Source organism: Streptosporangium sp. NPDC006013 (assembly GCF_040614275.1).
GTDB lineage: Bacteria > Actinomycetota > Actinomycetes > Streptosporangiales > Streptosporangiaceae > Streptosporangium.
On record NZ_JBEXUE010000221.1, the window covers coordinates 1 to 16,119 of the forward strand.

12 protein-coding genes and 1 pseudogene are annotated in these 16,119 nt (G+C 71.4%); 12 read left to right on the forward strand and 1 reads right to left on the reverse strand.

From position 1 onward, the window contains the following. Positions 1–226 precede the first annotated feature (226 nt). The 8 genes from ABZ260_RS29010 to egtD all read left to right on the forward strand — a co-directional run bounded on the left by ABZ260_RS29010 (position 227) and on the right by egtD (position 10,061). Positions 227–1,444: an ABC transporter substrate-binding protein gene (locus ABZ260_RS29010; protein WP_355624108.1), complete on the forward strand. Its 1,218-nt coding sequence runs from the start codon at positions 227–229 to the stop codon at positions 1,442–1,444. An 18-nt stretch (positions 1,445–1,462) separates the two neighbouring features. After that, entirely contained in the window at positions 1,463–2,428 is a 966-nt protein-coding gene (locus ABZ260_RS29015; RefSeq protein ID WP_350920475.1) for a sugar ABC transporter permease, read from the forward strand. After that, positions 2,425–3,273: a carbohydrate ABC transporter permease gene (locus ABZ260_RS29020; RefSeq protein ID WP_030909114.1), complete on the forward strand. Its 849-nt coding sequence runs from the start codon at positions 2,425–2,427 to the stop codon at positions 3,271–3,273. Before ABZ260_RS29015 ends, ABZ260_RS29020 begins: the two co-directional genes overlap by 4 nt. 155 nt (positions 3,274–3,428) lie before the next feature. Further along, a complete protein-coding gene (locus ABZ260_RS29025) occupies positions 3,429–5,234 on the forward strand; it encodes a DUF2264 domain-containing protein (protein WP_355624113.1) in 1,806 nt (601 codons plus the stop codon). Between the two features lie 295 nt (positions 5,235–5,529). Further along, a complete protein-coding gene (egtA, locus tag ABZ260_RS29030) occupies positions 5,530–6,789 on the forward strand; it encodes an ergothioneine biosynthesis glutamate--cysteine ligase EgtA (RefSeq protein ID WP_355624116.1) in 1,260 nt (419 codons plus the stop codon). Positions 6,790–6,859: 70 nt separating this feature from the next. Further along, positions 6,860–8,221 carry an ergothioneine biosynthesis protein EgtB gene (egtB, locus tag ABZ260_RS29035; protein ID WP_355624119.1) on the forward strand — a complete coding sequence of 454 codons (1,362 nt, stop codon included), beginning with the start codon at positions 6,860–6,862 and terminating at the stop codon, positions 8,219–8,221. Continuing rightward, positions 8,222–8,938, forward strand: a complete 717-nt coding sequence (gene egtC, locus ABZ260_RS29040; RefSeq protein WP_355624122.1) for an ergothioneine biosynthesis protein EgtC — start codon at positions 8,222–8,224, stop codon at positions 8,936–8,938. A gap of 142 nt (positions 8,939–9,080) precedes the next feature. Continuing rightward, positions 9,081–10,061, forward strand: coding sequence for an L-histidine N(alpha)-methyltransferase (egtD, locus tag ABZ260_RS29045; protein ID WP_355624125.1), 981 nt, complete (start codon positions 9,081–9,083; stop codon positions 10,059–10,061). A 62-nt stretch (positions 10,062–10,123) separates the two neighbouring features. Here the strand turns inward: egtD and ABZ260_RS29050 are convergent, their stop codons facing one another. Further along, a complete protein-coding gene (locus tag ABZ260_RS29050; RefSeq protein WP_355624128.1) occupies positions 10,124–11,326 on the reverse strand; it encodes an ROK family transcriptional regulator in 1,203 nt (400 codons plus the stop codon). 146 nt (positions 11,327–11,472) lie between these two features. Between ABZ260_RS29050 and zwf the strand changes: the two genes are divergently transcribed. The 4 genes and pseudogenes from zwf to ABZ260_RS29070 form a co-directional block, all read left to right on the forward strand. After that, on the forward strand, positions 11,473–12,948 hold the full coding sequence (gene zwf / locus ABZ260_RS29055) for a glucose-6-phosphate dehydrogenase (RefSeq protein ID WP_355564766.1): 1,476 nt from the start codon (positions 11,473–11,475) through the stop codon (positions 12,946–12,948). A gap of 50 nt (positions 12,949–12,998) precedes the next feature. Next, a complete protein-coding gene (gene edd, locus ABZ260_RS29060) occupies positions 12,999–14,867 on the forward strand; it encodes a phosphogluconate dehydratase (protein ID WP_355624131.1) in 1,869 nt (622 codons plus the stop codon). A gap of 43 nt (positions 14,868–14,910) precedes the next feature. After that, on the forward strand, positions 14,911–15,867 hold the full coding sequence (gene glk, locus ABZ260_RS29065) for a glucokinase (protein WP_030909088.1): 957 nt from the start codon (positions 14,911–14,913) through the stop codon (positions 15,865–15,867). Further along, a pseudogene (locus ABZ260_RS29070) lies at positions 15,864–16,031 on the forward strand (keto-deoxy-phosphogluconate aldolase); the annotation flags it as partial. The gene glk and the pseudogene ABZ260_RS29070, both read left to right, overlap by 4 nt. Positions 16,032–16,119: the final 88 nt, after the last annotated feature.

The following is a 16,119-nucleotide window of genomic DNA, read 5'->3' on the forward strand; positions in this document are numbered from 1 at the left end:
GCCCAGCGAGCCGACCTCCTGCAGCTTGATCTTCTCGTCGCCCTTGAAGGAGGCGACGGCCGAGGCGGGCACCGGCGTGCCCATCACTCCCCGCTTCCCGGGAACCACACCTCACGAATGACCCACACCTCCCTCTCCTCCGTGTTACCAAAGCGTTTCTCAAGGGGACTGAACTTTTTTCACACCTTACATTATCCTCCGTTGCACCCCCCAACAGGAGGAAGAAATGATCAGGAGAGTCACAGGGGCCGCGGCGGGTATGGCACTGCTGGCCGGGCTTGTCGCATGCGGCGGCGACAACGGGACGGCCTCGGAGGCCACCACACTGACCTACTGGATGTTCCAGGACCGCACCCCGCAGGCGGGGGAGGTCGTCGAGAAGCTGCGCACCGACTTCGAGAAGGCCAACAAGGTCACCGTCAAGATCGTCAAGATCCCCAAGGACGACTACAACACCAAGCTGGGCAGCGCCGTCGCCGCCGGCACCGTCCCCGACGTCGGCATCCTGGACCAGCCGCTGGTGGCCAGGTACGCGCTCGACGGCACCATCAGGGAGATGCCCGCCGGCACCGTCGACGAGAAGACGTACTACGCGGGCGCCCTGAACACCAACAAGGTGAACGACAAGATCTACGGCCTGCCGCTGGACCACACCGCGGTGGCGCTCTTCTACAACAAGAAGCTGGTGCCGACGCCGCCCAAGACCTGGGACGAGCTCAAGCAGACGGCCGCGAAGGTCCACCAGGACGATCCGAAGATCGCGGGCATGGTGGTGCCCAAGGGCGACGGCTACGGCGGCTGGATGTGGCCGGGCTTCCTCGCGGGCGCCGGCGGCTCCCTCGTCGACGAGAAGGACAAGAAGATCCTGTTCGACCAGCAGCCCGGTGTCGACGCGCTCCAGCTCTGGGTGGATCTGCTGCCGTCCTCCCCCAGGGCGATCACCGACTCGGACAAGGCCTTCGAGAACGGTCTGGCCGGCATGATGATCTCCGGCCCGTGGGACGTGGCCAACATCAAGGAGCAGTTCCCCGACCTGGAGTTCGGCACCGCCCCGCTGCCGTACAAGACCGAGCCCGCCGGCAACATCGGCGGCGAGAACGCGGTGGTCTTCAGCAAGGGCAAGAACCCCGAGCTGGCGTGGAAGTGGCTCACCTTCCTGACCAACGCCGACAACAACACCACGCTGGCTCAGGCGCTGGGTGGCTTCCCGACCAATGTGGCGGCGGCGGAGAGGGACGCGGCCACCTTCGGGCCCGACCAGGCGGCCTTCCTCGAGCAGCTCAAGGTCGCCCATGCCAGGCCGGCCCTGCCGGAGTGGATCCAGATCAACGACGAGATCATCGCCCCCGCGATCGAGTCCGCGCTGAGCGGCAAGGTCACCTCCCAGCAGGCGCTGACCGAGGCGGCGACCAAGACCCGCGCGCTGCTCGGCTGGAACGGCTAACGCGAAAGCGAGGCAAACGTGGCATCTCCGGTGCTGGCTGACAAGCCCGCCGTGACGCCCCTCCCCGGGCGGCGCCGCCGCCCGGGTTTCGGGCGGCGCGACCACGTCATCGGGTGGCTCCTGATCGCCCCCGCGGTGATTTATTTCGTGATCTTCCTGCTCTACCCCGCGCTGGCCGCGCTGTACTACAGCTTCACCGACTGGAACCTGCGGTCGGCGCCCAACTGGGTGGGACTGGCCAACTACTCCGACCTGCTCTTCGACGACGTGCGGTATCCGCACTTCTGGAAGTCGATCCGGGTCACCCTGCAGTACACGCTGATCGCCGTACCGCTGACCCTGGTCACCGCGCTCGCCCAGGCGCTGCTGATCAACACGATCCGCCGCGGTTCCAACCTCTTCCGGCTGCTGCTGTTCCTGCCGGTCGTGACCGCCGAGGCCGCGGTGGGCGCCATCTGGCGCTGGCTGTACGACCCGCAGTACGGGCTGGTCAACAGCTTTCTCGGCCTGTTCGGCATCCCCGGGCAGAACTGGCTCAACACCCCCGAACTGGTCATCCCGGCCCTGTCGTTCATCGCCGCCTGGCAGTGCGGCATCTCAATGATCATCTACCTCGCCGGGCTCAAGGGCATCCCCGACTCGATCCGCGAGGCCGCGATCATCGACGGTGCGGGCCCCGTCCAGCGGTTCCGGAGGATCGTCGTGCCGATGCTGCGTCCCACCACCTTCTACCTGCTGGTCACCGGCGTGATCGCGGCGCTGCAGGTCTTCGGCCTGGTGTATGTGATCTTCTCGGGCGGCGGCGGCAGGAGCGTCACCGGCGGCCCCGAGCAGTCGGGCCTGACCTACGTCCTGCACCTGTACCTGTTCGCGTTCCGCTACGACGCGATGGGCGCGGCCTGCGCGATGTCGTTCATCCTGTTCCTCTTCATCATGATCATCACTGCCCTGCAGTTCAAGTTCGTCAAGCAGGAGGCGTCGTGAGGACGGCCGGGAAAGCACGGCTCGCGCCCGTCTACATCGCCCTGGTGCTGCTGGCGGCCATATCGGTGATCCCGTTCCTGTGGATGCTGGCGACCTCTTTCAAACACGGCTCGGACGTCTACACCAAGGTGCCCAGCCTGCTTCCGCTGGATCGCAAGACCGGTGAGTGGTCGCCCACGCTGGAGAACTACGAGCACGTCCTGCAGGTCGGCGGGCTGGGCCAGGCGTTCCTCAACAGCGTCTGGGTCTGCCTGATACTGGTTCCGGGCAAGCTCCTGGTGGACGCGCTGGCCGCCTACGCCTTCGCCAGGATCCCCTTTCCCGGCAGGGACAAGCTGTTCGTCGTGCTGCTCGCGGGCATGATGGTCCCCACGATCACGCTGCTGGTGCCACGCATCCACGTCACCCAGGCGCTCGGCATGTTCGACTCCGGATGGGGCCTGATCCTGCCCAACGTCGCCTCGGTCCTGGACATCTTCCTGCTGCGCCAGTTCTTCATGTCGCTGCCCGGCGAGCTGGAGGAGGCGGCGCGCATCGACGGCGCGGGACGGATGCAGATCTTCTGGCGCATCATCATCCCGCTGTCGAAGCCGGTGCTCGCGGTCGTGACGATCACCAGCTTCATCTTCCACTGGAACGACCTGGTCTGGCCCCTGGTGGTGCTCAACGACCCCGAGCTCTACACGCTGCCGCTGGCCCTGCAGCAGCTGGCCAGCAGCGAGTCCGGACGGGCGTACTACATCATGGCGGGCGCCGCCCTGGCGGTCATCCCGGTCATCGTGGTCCTGCTGATCTTCCAGCGCCGCATCATGCAGGGGATCGCGTTCACCGGGCTCAAGAGCTGACCGTGCTCTCGGCGCGGGTCCGGCCCGGACGGCAGGGCCTCCGGCGGCCACGGTCGCCGATCACCAGAGGGGGTTCCGCGACAGTGGAACGATCAGCCACGTCATCGGCGGCGCCGGGGGCGGGCGGGAGCGGGACACCGCGTGACCGTGAGGACATGCGCCGGCTCGTGACCGAACTCGTCCTGCCACTGGTCCCCCACCTCAGTCCGGGTCGGGCGCGACTTCGGCTCGGGAGCAACACGGCCCACTACGGCGACGCGGCCGCCGAACTGGAGGCGTTCGCCCGCCCGCTGTGGGGGCTGGCGCCGCTGGCGGCCGGAGGGGGATCCTTCGAGCACTGGGAGCTCTGGCGCCGGGGGCTCGCCACCGGGACGAATCCCGGGCACGAGGAGTTCTGGGGGGCGGTGACCGACGTCGACCAACGGCTGGTGGAGACCGCCGCGATCGGCCTGGCGCTGGCCCTCGCGCCCGAGGCCGTGTGGGACCCGCTGAGCGGCCGGGAACGCGACGGCCTCGCGGCCTGGCTGCTCCACTCGATGAGTGCCGAGGCCGTCGACAACAACTGGCAGTTCTTCCCCGTCATGGTGGGGCTCGGCCTGGACCGCGTCGGGGTGCGCTTCGACCCCGGGCCCAACCTCGCCCGTCTGGAGCGGCTGGAGTCCTTCGCGCTGGGCGGCGGCTGGTACAGCGACGGCCCCACCGCCCAGCGCGACTACTACGTCCCCTTCGCGATGCACTACTACGGCCTGGTCTACGCCGCCCTGGCCGCCGACCGCGATCCCGGCCGCGCCGGGCGCCTGCGTGAGCGGGCGGCGGCCTTCGCGCTGGACTTCCAGCACTGGTTCACCTCCGGCGGAGCCGCCGTGCCCTTCGGCCGGAGCCTGACCTACCGCTTCGCGCAGGGAGCCTTCTGGGGCGCCCTCGCCTTCGCCGGAGTCGAGGCCCTGCCGTGGGGGGAGGTGAAGGGGCATCTAATGCGGCATCTGCGCTGGTGGCTTGGACAGCCGATCCGCGACTCCGGCGGCCTGCTCACCCTGGGATACGGCTACGCCCAGCCCGCTCTCGCCGAGCAGTACAACGCCCCCGGCTCCCCGTACTGGGCGCTGAAGGCGTTCCTGCCGCTGGCACTCGCCGCCGGGCATCCCTTCTGGACGGCCGATGAGGAGGCGGCGCGGGAACTGCCCGCGACCAGCGTCCAGCCGGAGGCGGGGGTCGCGCTGATGCGGTGCGAGCGGGGACGGCAGGTCGTCATGCTGAGCGCGGGGCAGCACCACACGTGGGTGCGGCACGGCGCGGCGAAGTACGCCAAGTTCGCCTACTCGACGTCCTTCGGGTTCAGCGTGCCGGGCGGCTCGTGGGGGCTGGAGCAGGGCGCCTTCGACAGCACCCTGGCGCTGAGCGACGACGGGACGCACTGGCGGCCCTGCGAGGTGCCCGAGGACTTCTCCTCACCCGGCGGCCTGCTCCACGCCCGCTGGACACCATGGCCGGACGTGGAGGTCGACACCTGGCTGCTCCCGCGTCCTCCGTGGCACGTACGGGTGCACCGTCTGCGGTCGGGGCGCGGGCTGCTGTCGGCCGAGGGGGCGTTCGCCGTCGACCGAGACCCCGCCGCGCACCGCACCGCCGAGGGCCCCGGCCACGCCCGCCTCGACTCCCCCGCCGGGCTGTGCGTGATCGAGGACCTCCGCGGGACCCGGAGCGGGGAGCTGGTCCTCCCCCTGCCGGGTACCAACGTCATCGTCCCGCGCACGGTCATCCCCACACTGCGCGGCGAGCACGAGCCGGGCGAGCACTGGCTGGCCTGCGCGGTCCTCGGCCTCTCCGGCCGGTGGTCTTCCGGCCCCGCCCCCTCCGACCCTGCCCCCTCCGGCACCGGACCGGCCACGGGCTGGCCCGAGCCGCCCGGCCCGGAGGAGGTCTCGGCGCTTCTCCCCGGCGGCCACCCGTGGGACCGCTGACGACACCGCGCGGCACAGCGATACAGCGGCACGGCCGGCGGCACACGGCCTCCGGCCCGGTCACGGACGCCGCGGCGGCTGACCAGCCGGACCGAGAAATGTGTCGAAATCGCCCATAACGGGAACTTTCCCCCTAGGCACCTAACCGCTTCTCCGAGCGTCTCACCCGACATGGCACCGCGACGCCCGGGAGCCGGAACAGCGCGCCACCCCGTCGTTACCTACCGACACCGCCCACCCCCTGAACATCGCACAAGTCTGTAGATCCACAGATAAATGTTGAAAGGGGACGGGGATGACTGGTCTGGCGACCGAGAACACGCTGATCCGGAACGCCTCGGACGTGGAGGCCTTCGCCCGACAGTGCTTTCTCGCCTCCCCCGGCGAGCAACTGGGAGTCGAGCTGGAGTTCCTGGTCTTCGACCGCACGGCTCCCGCCCGCCAGGTTCCGTGGACCAGGATCGCCGAAGTCCTGCCGCCGCTACCCGGCGGGAGTGTGGTGACCTTCGAGCCGGGCGGCCAGCTGGAGCTCTCCGGGCCACCGGGCTCGCTGCCCGACGCGATCACCCGCCTCACCGCCGATGTGGCCGCCGCACGCGGAGCGCTGCGGGACGCCGGCCTGGTGCCGGCCGGGGTGGGACTCGACCCGCTGCGGCCTGCGTGGCGGCAGCTGCGCCTGCCCCGGTACGAGGCGATGGCGGAGTTTCTCGGCATGCCGTACGGGGCGCTGATGATGTGCTCGACGGCCTCGATCCAGGTCAACCTGGACCTGGGCACCAGACCCGCGACCCGATGGGAGCGCGCCCACCTGCTGGGTCCCGTCCTGGTGGCGGCCTTCGCCAACTCGCCGCTCAGCGGGAGCCGGCCGTGCGGGTGGATGTCGGGCCGCCAGGCGGTGTGGGATCGGCTCGACCGCACTCGCACGGCCGCTGTCCCCGCCGGCGGCGACCCCGCCGCCGACTGGGCCGAGTACCTGCTCGACGCCCGCCTCATGGCCGTGCGCGAGGCCCCGGAGAACCCGGAGAACCCGGAGAGTCCCGAGGACGCGCGGTACCGCCCGGTCCGTGACGGCTCGACCTTCCGCGACCGGCTGACCGCGTCCGCGCGGCCGCCGACCCTGGCGGACCTGACCTACCACGCCACGACGCTCTTCCCGCCCGTACGGCCACGCGGCTGGCTGGAGATCCGCTACCTCGACGCCCAGCACCCGGCGAGCTGGCCGGTGTGCGCGGCGGTGACCCACGCCCTGGTGACGGACGACCGCGCGGCCGACGCGGCGCTGGCCGCGGCCGAGCCGTGCGCGGGGATGTGGCTGCGGGCGGCACGCCGCGGCCTGGCCGACCCCCTGCTGCGCAGGGCCGCCGACGCCTGTTTCCGCGCCGCCCTCGCGGCGCTGCCGAGGCTGGGAGCGACACCGGCCCTGGTCTGCGAGGTCGCCACGTTCGCCAACCGCCACGTGAGTCCCGGCCGCTCCCCGGCCGCCGACCTGCTGCACCTGGCCGGCGGACCGGAACGGCGCCTGCCCGACTGGCTGGCCCAGGAAGGACGGATCTGACGCCCTCGTCAAGGCCGGCTCGGGGCCTGCCCGGGACCGGGGAGCGGAATCTCCAGCACGGAGGTATCTGATGAGCGACCTCAAGGAACGGATCGCCGCCGGGCTGACCGCCGCGCGGATCCGGTCCACCGCCTACACCGACGCCGAGGACGATCTGCTGGTCAGGCAGCACTCACCGCTGATGTCCCCGCTGGTGTGGGATCTGGCGCACGTCGGCAACTACGAGGAGCTGTGGGTGCTGCGGCAGGCCGGCGGGATCACCCCGCTCCGCCCGGAGATCGACGACCTGTACGACGCGTTCCGGCATCCGCGCGCGAACCGCACGACCCTGCCCATCCTGGGACCGATGGAGGCGCGCCGCTACATCGAGGGCGTGCGCGGCCGGGTGCTGGACATCCTGGACGCGATCGACCCGCACGGTCCCGACCCCCTGCACCGGGACGGTTTCGTCTTCGGCCTGGTGATCCAGCACGAGCACCAGCACGACGAGACGATGCTCGCCACCCTGCAGCTGTCCGGTGCACCCGGCCTGGTCCGCGACGGCGAACTGCCACCCGGCCGGCCCTCGGGTACCGACGAGGTGTTCGTTCCCGCGGGTCCCTTCACGATGGGCACCGACACCCTGTCGTGGGCCTACGACAACGAGCGCCCGGCCCACCGGCTCGACCTGCCCGGCTACTGGATCGACAGGCTCCCCGTCGGCAACCGCGCCTACACGGACTTCATCGCCGACGGCGGCTACGACGACCCCCGCTGGTGGTCTCCGCAGGGCCGGCTCTGGCTGCAGCGGAGCCGCGCCTTCGCCCCGCTGTTCTGGATCGCCGATGGCGGCACCTGGTGGCGCACCCGCTTCGGCCGGACCGAGCCCGTCCCCATGGACGAGCCCGTCCAGCACGTGTGCTGGTACGAGGCCGACGCCTACGCCCGGTGGGCCGGCAGGCGGCTGCCCACCGAGGCCGAGTGGGAGAAGGCCTGCGGCTGGGACCCCGAGGCCGGGCGGGCGCGGAGATATCCGTGGGGGGACGACGATCCCGGGCCCGCCACGGCGAACCTCGGGCACAGGGCGGCACGGCCCGCACCGCTCGGCGCCTTCCCCGCGGGGGCGGGCGCCTACGGCACCGAGCAGATGATCGGGGACGTGTGGGAGTGGACCGGTTCGTGGTTCCTGCCCCATCCCGGCTTCCGCAGCTTCCCCTACCCCGAGTACAGCGAGGTGTTCTTCGACTCTCGACACCGGGTGCTGCGCGGCGGATCCTGGGCGTCCGACCCGGCCGTGGCCCGCACCACGTTCAGGAACTGGGACCGTCCTGCCCGCAGGCAGATCTTCTCCGGCTTCCGATGTGCCCGCTCGGCCTTCCCCGAGGACTCACCAGGGGAATCCCCGGGCCACTCCCCGGAGCACTTCTCCGGGCGCTCACCGGGGCAGCGGTAGATGTGCCGCCACGCGGCCTGGCTGGGCGCTCCCCGTCCGCTGTCCTCGCTGATCCACGAGCCCGGCCACGGCCTGCTCCGGCAGTCCCACGCCCCGCGCCTGCAGCGCTACGGCACCGTCAACGCCGACGGCTTCGGTATGGGCTGGTACGACGCCTCCCGCGCCGAACCGGTCCGCTATCGCCGTACGGTCCCCATCTGGGCGGACGCCAACCTGACGGACCTCGCACGGGTCGCCCGCTCCGGCTGCCTGCTGGCCGCCGTGCGGTCGGCCACCGCCGGGATGCCGATCGAGGAGAGCGCGACCGCGCCCTTCGCCGACGGGCCGTGGCTGCTCAGCCACAACGGCCGCGTGGCGCGGGAGGCGGTCAGGGAACTCGCCGAGGACGCGGAGAGCTCCTGCGACTCGGCGTGGCTCGCCGCCGCGGTGTTCACCCGGCGGCGCGCGGGCGACCCGCTCGGCGAGGCCCTGGTGGAGGTCGTCACCCACGCCGGGGTGAAGGATCCCGACGCCCGGCTGAACCTGCTCGCCTGCGACGGCCGGTCGATCGCCGCGACCGCCTGGGGCGACACGCTCTTCCTCCACCTCGGGGACCACCCGCGCGACGGCGTGCTCGTGGCGAGCGAACCGCTGGACGACCGGCCCGGCTGGCAGGCCGTACCGGATCGGACCCTGGTCCTCGCCTCCGCGGACGGCGTGCGCGTCCAGCCACTGTGACAGAGCCGTGACAGGGCCGTGACGGCACCGCGGCAGCACCACGGCAGCACCACGACAGGGAGGAGCCGGACCACAGGAAAGCACAGCACCCCGGTCACGGACCGGCGAGCGGGACCCGTGACCCACAGCCCCAGGAGGCCCCGTGTCAGTCAGCCAGTCAGCCGTACACCTGGTGGACCATCTCGGCCGCGACCACCTTCACCAGGCACTCGAACACGACGTCCGCACCGGGCTGACGTCGACGCCCAAGTGGCTGCCGCCCAAGTGGTTCTACGACGAGGCCGGCAGCGAGCTGTTCTCCCGGATCACCCGGTTGCCCGAGTACTACCCCACCCGCCGCGAGCTGGCCATCCTGCGCCGGCACGCCCTCGACATCGCCACGCGCTCCGGCGCCGACACCCTGGTCGAGCTCGGCTCGGGGACCAGCGAGAAGACCGTGCTGCTGCTCGACGCCCTCTCCGCGACGGGGACGCTGCGCGTCTACACCCCGGTGGACGTCGACGGGGCGACCCTGGGCGACGCCGCGCGGTGGCTCGCCTGGCGCTACCGCGGCCTGACCGTCCGCGCGATCTGCGCCGACTTCGAGGCGCACCTGGCGCTGCTGCCCCGTACCGGACGGCGGTTGGTGGCCTTCCTCGGCGGCACCGTCGGCAACCTCGCCCCGGCGGCACGCGAGGTCTTCCTGAAGGAGCTGCGCGCCACGCTACGCCCCGGCGACACCTTCCTGCTCGGCGCGGACCTGGTCAAGGACACCGACCGGCTCGTCGCGGCCTACGACGACGTGAGCGGGGTGACCGCCGCCTTCAACCGGAACGTCCTGCACGTGATCAACAGGGAGCTGGGCGCCGACTTCGACCCGGACGCCTTCGAGCACGTCGCGCTGTACGACGCGCGGCACGAGTGGATCGAGATGCGGCTGCGCGCGAGCCGCGCCATGCGCGTGCGGATTCCCGATCTCGGCCTGCGGGTCTCCTTCGTGGCCGGGGAGGAGATGCGCACCGAGATCAGCGCCAAGTTCCGCCCTGAGGGCCTGCGGCAAGAGCTGGTCGCCGCCGGATTCGGGATGATCGGCCATTACACCGACCCGACCGGTGACTTCAGCCTCGTCCTGGCCGGCACCTGATCGCTGATGGCCTGACCGCCGGGCGGCGGAGCCGGCGGGGCGGTTCGTCAGGCCGAGGGCTGTCAGGCCAGGGAGCGGACGGGGCGGACCGCCTGCCAGAGCGCGGAGTCGACGGCCTCGGGGGAGAGGATGTGATCCAGGACCATGTGGGCGCAGCCGATGATCCCGGCGCCCGGGCCGAGACGGCTGCGCTCGATGCGCAGATTACGGGTCGCCAGGGCCGTCGAGCGGCGGTGGATCACCTCGCGAACCCCTGAGACCATCGGCTGGAAGGTCTCCGCCACGTCGCCGCCGAGCACGACCACCGCCGGGTTGAGCAGGTTGACCGCGCTGGCGACGACCTCGCCGAGCATCCGGGCGGCGTTGCGGACCACGGTCATGGTCTCCGCGTCGCCGGCCCGGACCAGGCTCACCACGTCGGCCATGGTCTTGACCTCGTGCCCCCGGGCACGGAGCTCGCGCAGGATCGCGGTGCCGCTGGCGACCGAGTCGACGCAGTCGATGTTGCCGCAGCGGCAGAGCACTCCCCCGCCGTCGCGGACCGGGATGTGCCCGATCTCCCCGGCGGCGCCCAGCGCCCCCCGCAGGATCTCGCCGCCGGCGATGACGCCGGAGCCGATCCGGGTGGAGACCTTGATGAACAGCAGGTCGTCGGCCTCACCCGCGTAGATCGCGCGGTGCTCGCCGATGGCGATGACGTTCACGTCGTTGTCGAGGAGGACGGGAACGGGGAAGCGCTCGGCGATGATCGGCGGGATGGCCACCCCCGTCCAGCTGGCCATGATCCGGGCACTCTCGGTGCGCCCGGCCGCGAACTCGACGGTGGCCGGGACACCCAGGCCGACGCCGCGGACCAGGGAGGCCGGGCGGCCGCCGAGCAGTTCACTCCAGGTCTGCATGACCAGCGGGAGGACGACGTCAGGGCCCTCCTCCACGTCCACGGACAGTCCGGCGCGGGCCACCACCTCGCCCGCCAGGTCACAGACGGCGACCTGCGCGCGGCTCGCGCCCAGCGAGCCGACCAGGACGAGGCCACCCGAGGCGTTCAGGACCAGGCGGGTGGGCGGACGGCCTCCGGTGGAGGGGCCCTCGCTGTCCTCCACGACGAGGCCCTGTTCCAGCAGCTCGGTGACGCGCAGGGACACGGCCGGCCTGGACAGGCCGGTGACGCGCCCTATGTCGGCGCGTGTGACCGCCTCACCGGAGCGGATGAGGCGTAGCACCTCACCGCTGGTGGCCAGCGCGGCAGCGGGACGTCGAGGCATCGGCCAAGTGAACCACACCTGCTTAGGAAATGAAAACGTCGTACTTTCTCATCTCAAATGACAAAACTCGGCTTGTGTAGAGCGCAAGATATGGCTACTGTCCGATCTATCCCTAATTTCGGTAGATCATCACGGAGCGCTCCCCCATGTCCGAGACCCCGCAACCCGCCGACCTCATCGTCTTCGGTGGCACAGGCGACCTCTCCATGCGGAAACTCCTCCCGGCGCTCTACCACTCCGACCGCGACGGCCTCCTCGCCCCCGCGACCCGCGTCATCGCGATGTCCCGCGGCGGGCTCGACGACGCCGACTTCCGCGGCAAGGTGGACGCGGAGGTGCGCGACTCGGTGCCGGTGGACGACCCGGGCACCTGGCAGCGCTTCCTCGGCCGCCTGCACCACGTCAGCGTCGACATCGGCGGCCAGGATCCGACCGGATGGGCGAGGCTCACCGGGCTGCTCGCCGGGTACGAGCACCGCGCCCGGGTCTTCTACCTGGCCAGCCCGCCCATGACGTTCGGCCCGTTCTGCCGGGAGGCACACCGCGCGGGTCTGGTCACCCCCGCCTCACGAGTGGTGCTGGAGAAACCCCTCGGGCGCGACCTGACCAGCGCGCTGCGCATCAACGACGAGGTCGGCGCCATCTTCGACGAGCGGCAGGTCTACCGCATCGACCACTACCTGGGTAAGGAGACGGTCCAGAACCTCCTCGTGCTCCGGTTCGCCAACGCGTTCCTGGAGCCGATCTGGAACTCCCTCTGGATCGACCACGTCCAGATCACCGTCGCCGAGACCGTGGGCACCCCTGGCCGGCGCGGCTACTACGACCACGCGGGCGCGCTCCGCGACATGGTGCAGAACCACCTGCTCCAGCTGCTCTGCCTGGTCGCGATGGAGCCCCCCTCGCGCAACGACCGCGAGTCGATCCGCGACGAGAAGGTCAAGGTCCTCCAGTCGCTGCGGGCCGTCACCGGCGGCGAGGTCGACCGTTTCACCGTACGCGGCCAGTACACGGCGGGCGAGTCCGGCGGCGCCCGGGTCCCCGGCTACCTCGACGAGCCCGACCGCACCGCCCCCACCGAGGCCTCCCGGCGGGTGGAGACCTTCGCCGCGATCCGCGCCGAGGTGAAGAACTGGCGCTGGGCGGGGGTGCCGTTCTACCTGCGCACCGGCAAGCGGATGCCGTACCGCTGCTCGGAGATCGTCGTGCAGTTCAAGGACGTGCCCCACTCGATCTTCCCGGGCAGCACGCCCAACCGGCTGGTGCTGCGGCTGCAGCCGAGCGAGGGCATCCAGCTGAACATCATGGCCAAGGAGCCCGGCGCGGGCGAGGTGGCGCTCAAGCCGGTCCCGCTCGGCCTCAGCTTCGCCGAGACCTTCACCGGCCGGGTGCCCGACGCCTACGAGCGACTCCTCATGGACGTCCTGGCGGGCAACCCGACCCTGTTCATGCGGCGCGACGAGGTCGAGGCCGCCTGGCGGTGGATCGATCCGATCATCAGCGAGTGGGAGTCGCGGGGCACGGCCCCCGAGCCGTACCCGGCGGGCAGCGCGGGCCCCGCCTCGGCCCACGAACTCGTCGGCCGCAGCGGCCGCACCTGGCACGGGGAGGGACTGGCTTGAGCGGCCGGGAACAGCACACAGACCGAACCGACCGTGACGCAGGAGGCCGGATGCATCCCGTGATCCAAGAAGTGACGGACCGCCTGGTCGGGCGGAGCCGTCCCAGCCGTACCGCGTACCTGGCCCGGCTGCGCTCCGAGGCCGAGGCGGCCCGCCGGCGCGGTCCCGCCAGGGCGAGCCTGGGCTGCGCCAACCTGGCCCACGGCTTCGCCGGCGTGGGAGAAGGCGACAAGCGCGACCTGCGGGCAGGCGTCAAGCCCGGTGTGGCGATCGTGTCGAGCTACAACGACATGCTCTCGGCGCACCAGCCCTACGAGACCTACCCGGCGATCCTCAAGGCGGCCGTCCGGAAGGCCGGCGGCGTCGCGCAGTTCGCCGGCGGCGTGCCCGCGATGTGCGACGGCATCACCCAGGGCCGGGCGGGCATGGAGCTGTCGCTCTACAGCCGCGAGGTCATCGCGATGGCCACCGCGATCGCGCTCTCGCACGACATGTTCGACGCCTCCCTCATGCTCGGCGTCTGCGACAAGATCGTTCCCGGCCTGCTGATCGGGGCGCTGCACTTCGGCCACCTGCCCGCGGTGTTCGTCCCCGCCGGGCCGATGACCTCCGGCCTGCCCAACAAGGTCAAGGCCCGCACCCGGCAGCTGTTCGCCGAGGGCAAGGTCGGCAGGGACGAGCTGCTCGACGCCGAGGCGAAGTCCTACCACTCCCCCGGCACCTGCACCTTCTACGGCACCGCCAACTCCAACCAGGTCATGATCGAGGTCATGGGCCTGCACCTGCCGGGCTCGACCTTCGTCAACCCGCGCACCGAGCTGCGCGAGGCCCTGACGAAGGCGGCGGGCAGGCGGGCGGTGGAACTGACCGCGCACGGCGACGAGTACACCCCGGTGGGCGAGGTCGTCGACGAGAAGGCGATAGTCAACGCCTGCGTGGCGCTGCTGGCGACCGGCGGCTCGACCAACCACACGATGCACATCGTCGCCATCGCCGCGGCGGCGGGCATCGAACTCCTCTGGGACGACCTGGCCGCGCTGTCGAAGGTCGTGCCGCTGCTGACCCGCATGTACCCCAACGGCCAGGCGGACGTGAACCACTTCCAGGCCGCGGGCGGCATGCAGGTGCTCATCGGCGACCTGCTGGACGCCGGGCTGCTCCACGGCGACGTGCTGACCGTCGCCGGGCGCGGTCTGGACCACTATCGCTCGGCCGTCGAGCTCAAGGACGGCGAGCTGGTCTGGGAGGAGCGCACCGGGGGCAGCACCGACCTGGACGTGCTGCGCCCGGTCTCCGACGCGTTCTCCGCCGACGGCGGCATCCACATGCTCAACGGCAATCTGGGGCGCGCGGTCAGCAAGGTCTCCGCGGTCAAGGACGAGCACCTGGTCATCGAGGCCCCCGCCAAGGTCTTCGACGACCAGCTGGAGCTGCTGCGCGCCTTCGACGCGGGCGAGCTCGACGGGCAGGACTTCGTCGCGGTCATCCGATACCAGGGACCGAGCGCGAACGGCATGCCCGAGCTGCACAAGCTCACCCCGCCGATGGCGGTGCTGCTCGACCGGGGACAGCGGGTGGCGATCGTCACCGACGGCCGCATGTCCGGCGCGTCGGGCAAGGTCCCCGCCGCCATCCACCTGTCGCCGGAGGCCGCCGACGGCGGCCCCATCGCGCTGGTGCTGGATGGCGACCCGATCCGCCTCGACGCCGCCGCCGGCACCCTGGAGCTGTTGCTCCCCGCCGACGAGCTGGCCGCCCGGTCCCCGCATGGCGCGCCGCTCACCGACGCCCAGTGGGTGGGCACCGGGCGCGAGCTGTTCGGCGCCTTCCGCCGCGCGGCGGGCCCGGCCGAGCGCGGCGCGGGCATCTTCCCCCTGAACGGCCACGCCGAGGCCGTCGCGAACGGCGTCCGGGCATGACCGCGCACACCGTCTCCCCCGTACGGCCCGCGAAGGAGATCATGTGAGCCTTCCCTGGCTCGTCGCGGACGTCGGCGGCACCAACGCCCGGTTCGGACTGGTCACCGAGGCCGGTGGTCAGCCCGATACGGTGGCCGTGCTCGCGGGCGCGGAACACGATGGCCTTCCCGAAGCCGTAGCCGCTTATCTCGCAGACCATGCGGGCGGAGTTCGGCCGGGAGCCGCGTGCATCGCGATCGCAGGACCCGTGGACGGTGACCGCTACCGGCTCACCAACGCCGGGTGGACAGGGTCGGTGAGCGAGCTGGGCATCCCGAACGCCTGGCTGCTCAACGACTTCGAGGCCCTGGCCGCGTCCCTGCCGTACCTGCGGGGCGAGGACCTGGTCTGTCTGGGCGGCCCGGAGCCCTCGCGCGGCGTCAAGGCCGTGCTCGGGCCCGGAACCGGCCTCGGCGTGGGCGGCCTGGTGCCCGCCGCCGAGGGCTGGGTGCCGATCCCCGGGGAGGGCGGCCACGTCACCATGCCGCTCCTCGACGAGCGCGACCACGAGATCGTCCGGGCGCTGCGCGCGGACGGCATGGAGCACGTGGTGGCCGAGCACCTGCTCTCCGGGCCGGGGTTGTCGCGCCTGCACCGGGGGCTCGCCCTCGTCCGCGGGGTGGACGCGCCGAGGCTGTCGGCCTCCGACATCGTGGCCCGGATGGACGACTCGCTGTGCGCGCAGACCATCGAGGTCTTCTGCGCCATGCTCGGCACCTTCGCCGGCAACGTCGCCCTGACCCTCGGTGCCCGGGGCGGGGTCTACCTGGGCGGCGGCGTGCTGCCACGTATCGTGGACCGGGTCCGCTCCAGCGACTTCCGCCGCCGCTTCGAAGCCACCCCCACCCTGAACGACTACCTTTCCGGCATCGCCACCACGCTGATCGTGGCCCCACAGCCCGCCCTGGTCGGCGCGGCGGCGTGGCTGAACCAACACCTGTCCAACCTGGAGTACGTGTGAGTAGCCTGCTCGACATCGCCCCCGTCATCCCGGTGGTCGTGATCGACGACCCGGAGACCGCGGTCCCCCTGGCCCGCGCCCTGGTAGCGGGCGGCCTGCCGGCCATCGAGGTCACCCTCCGCACCGCCGCCGCCCTGGACGCCATCGCGCGCATCGCCGCCGAGGCACACCGACCTCGTTGACGACATCATCACCTCCTCGGGGCTGTATGACGCCTACTACGACACCTACCTGACCATCGGCGCACCCGCC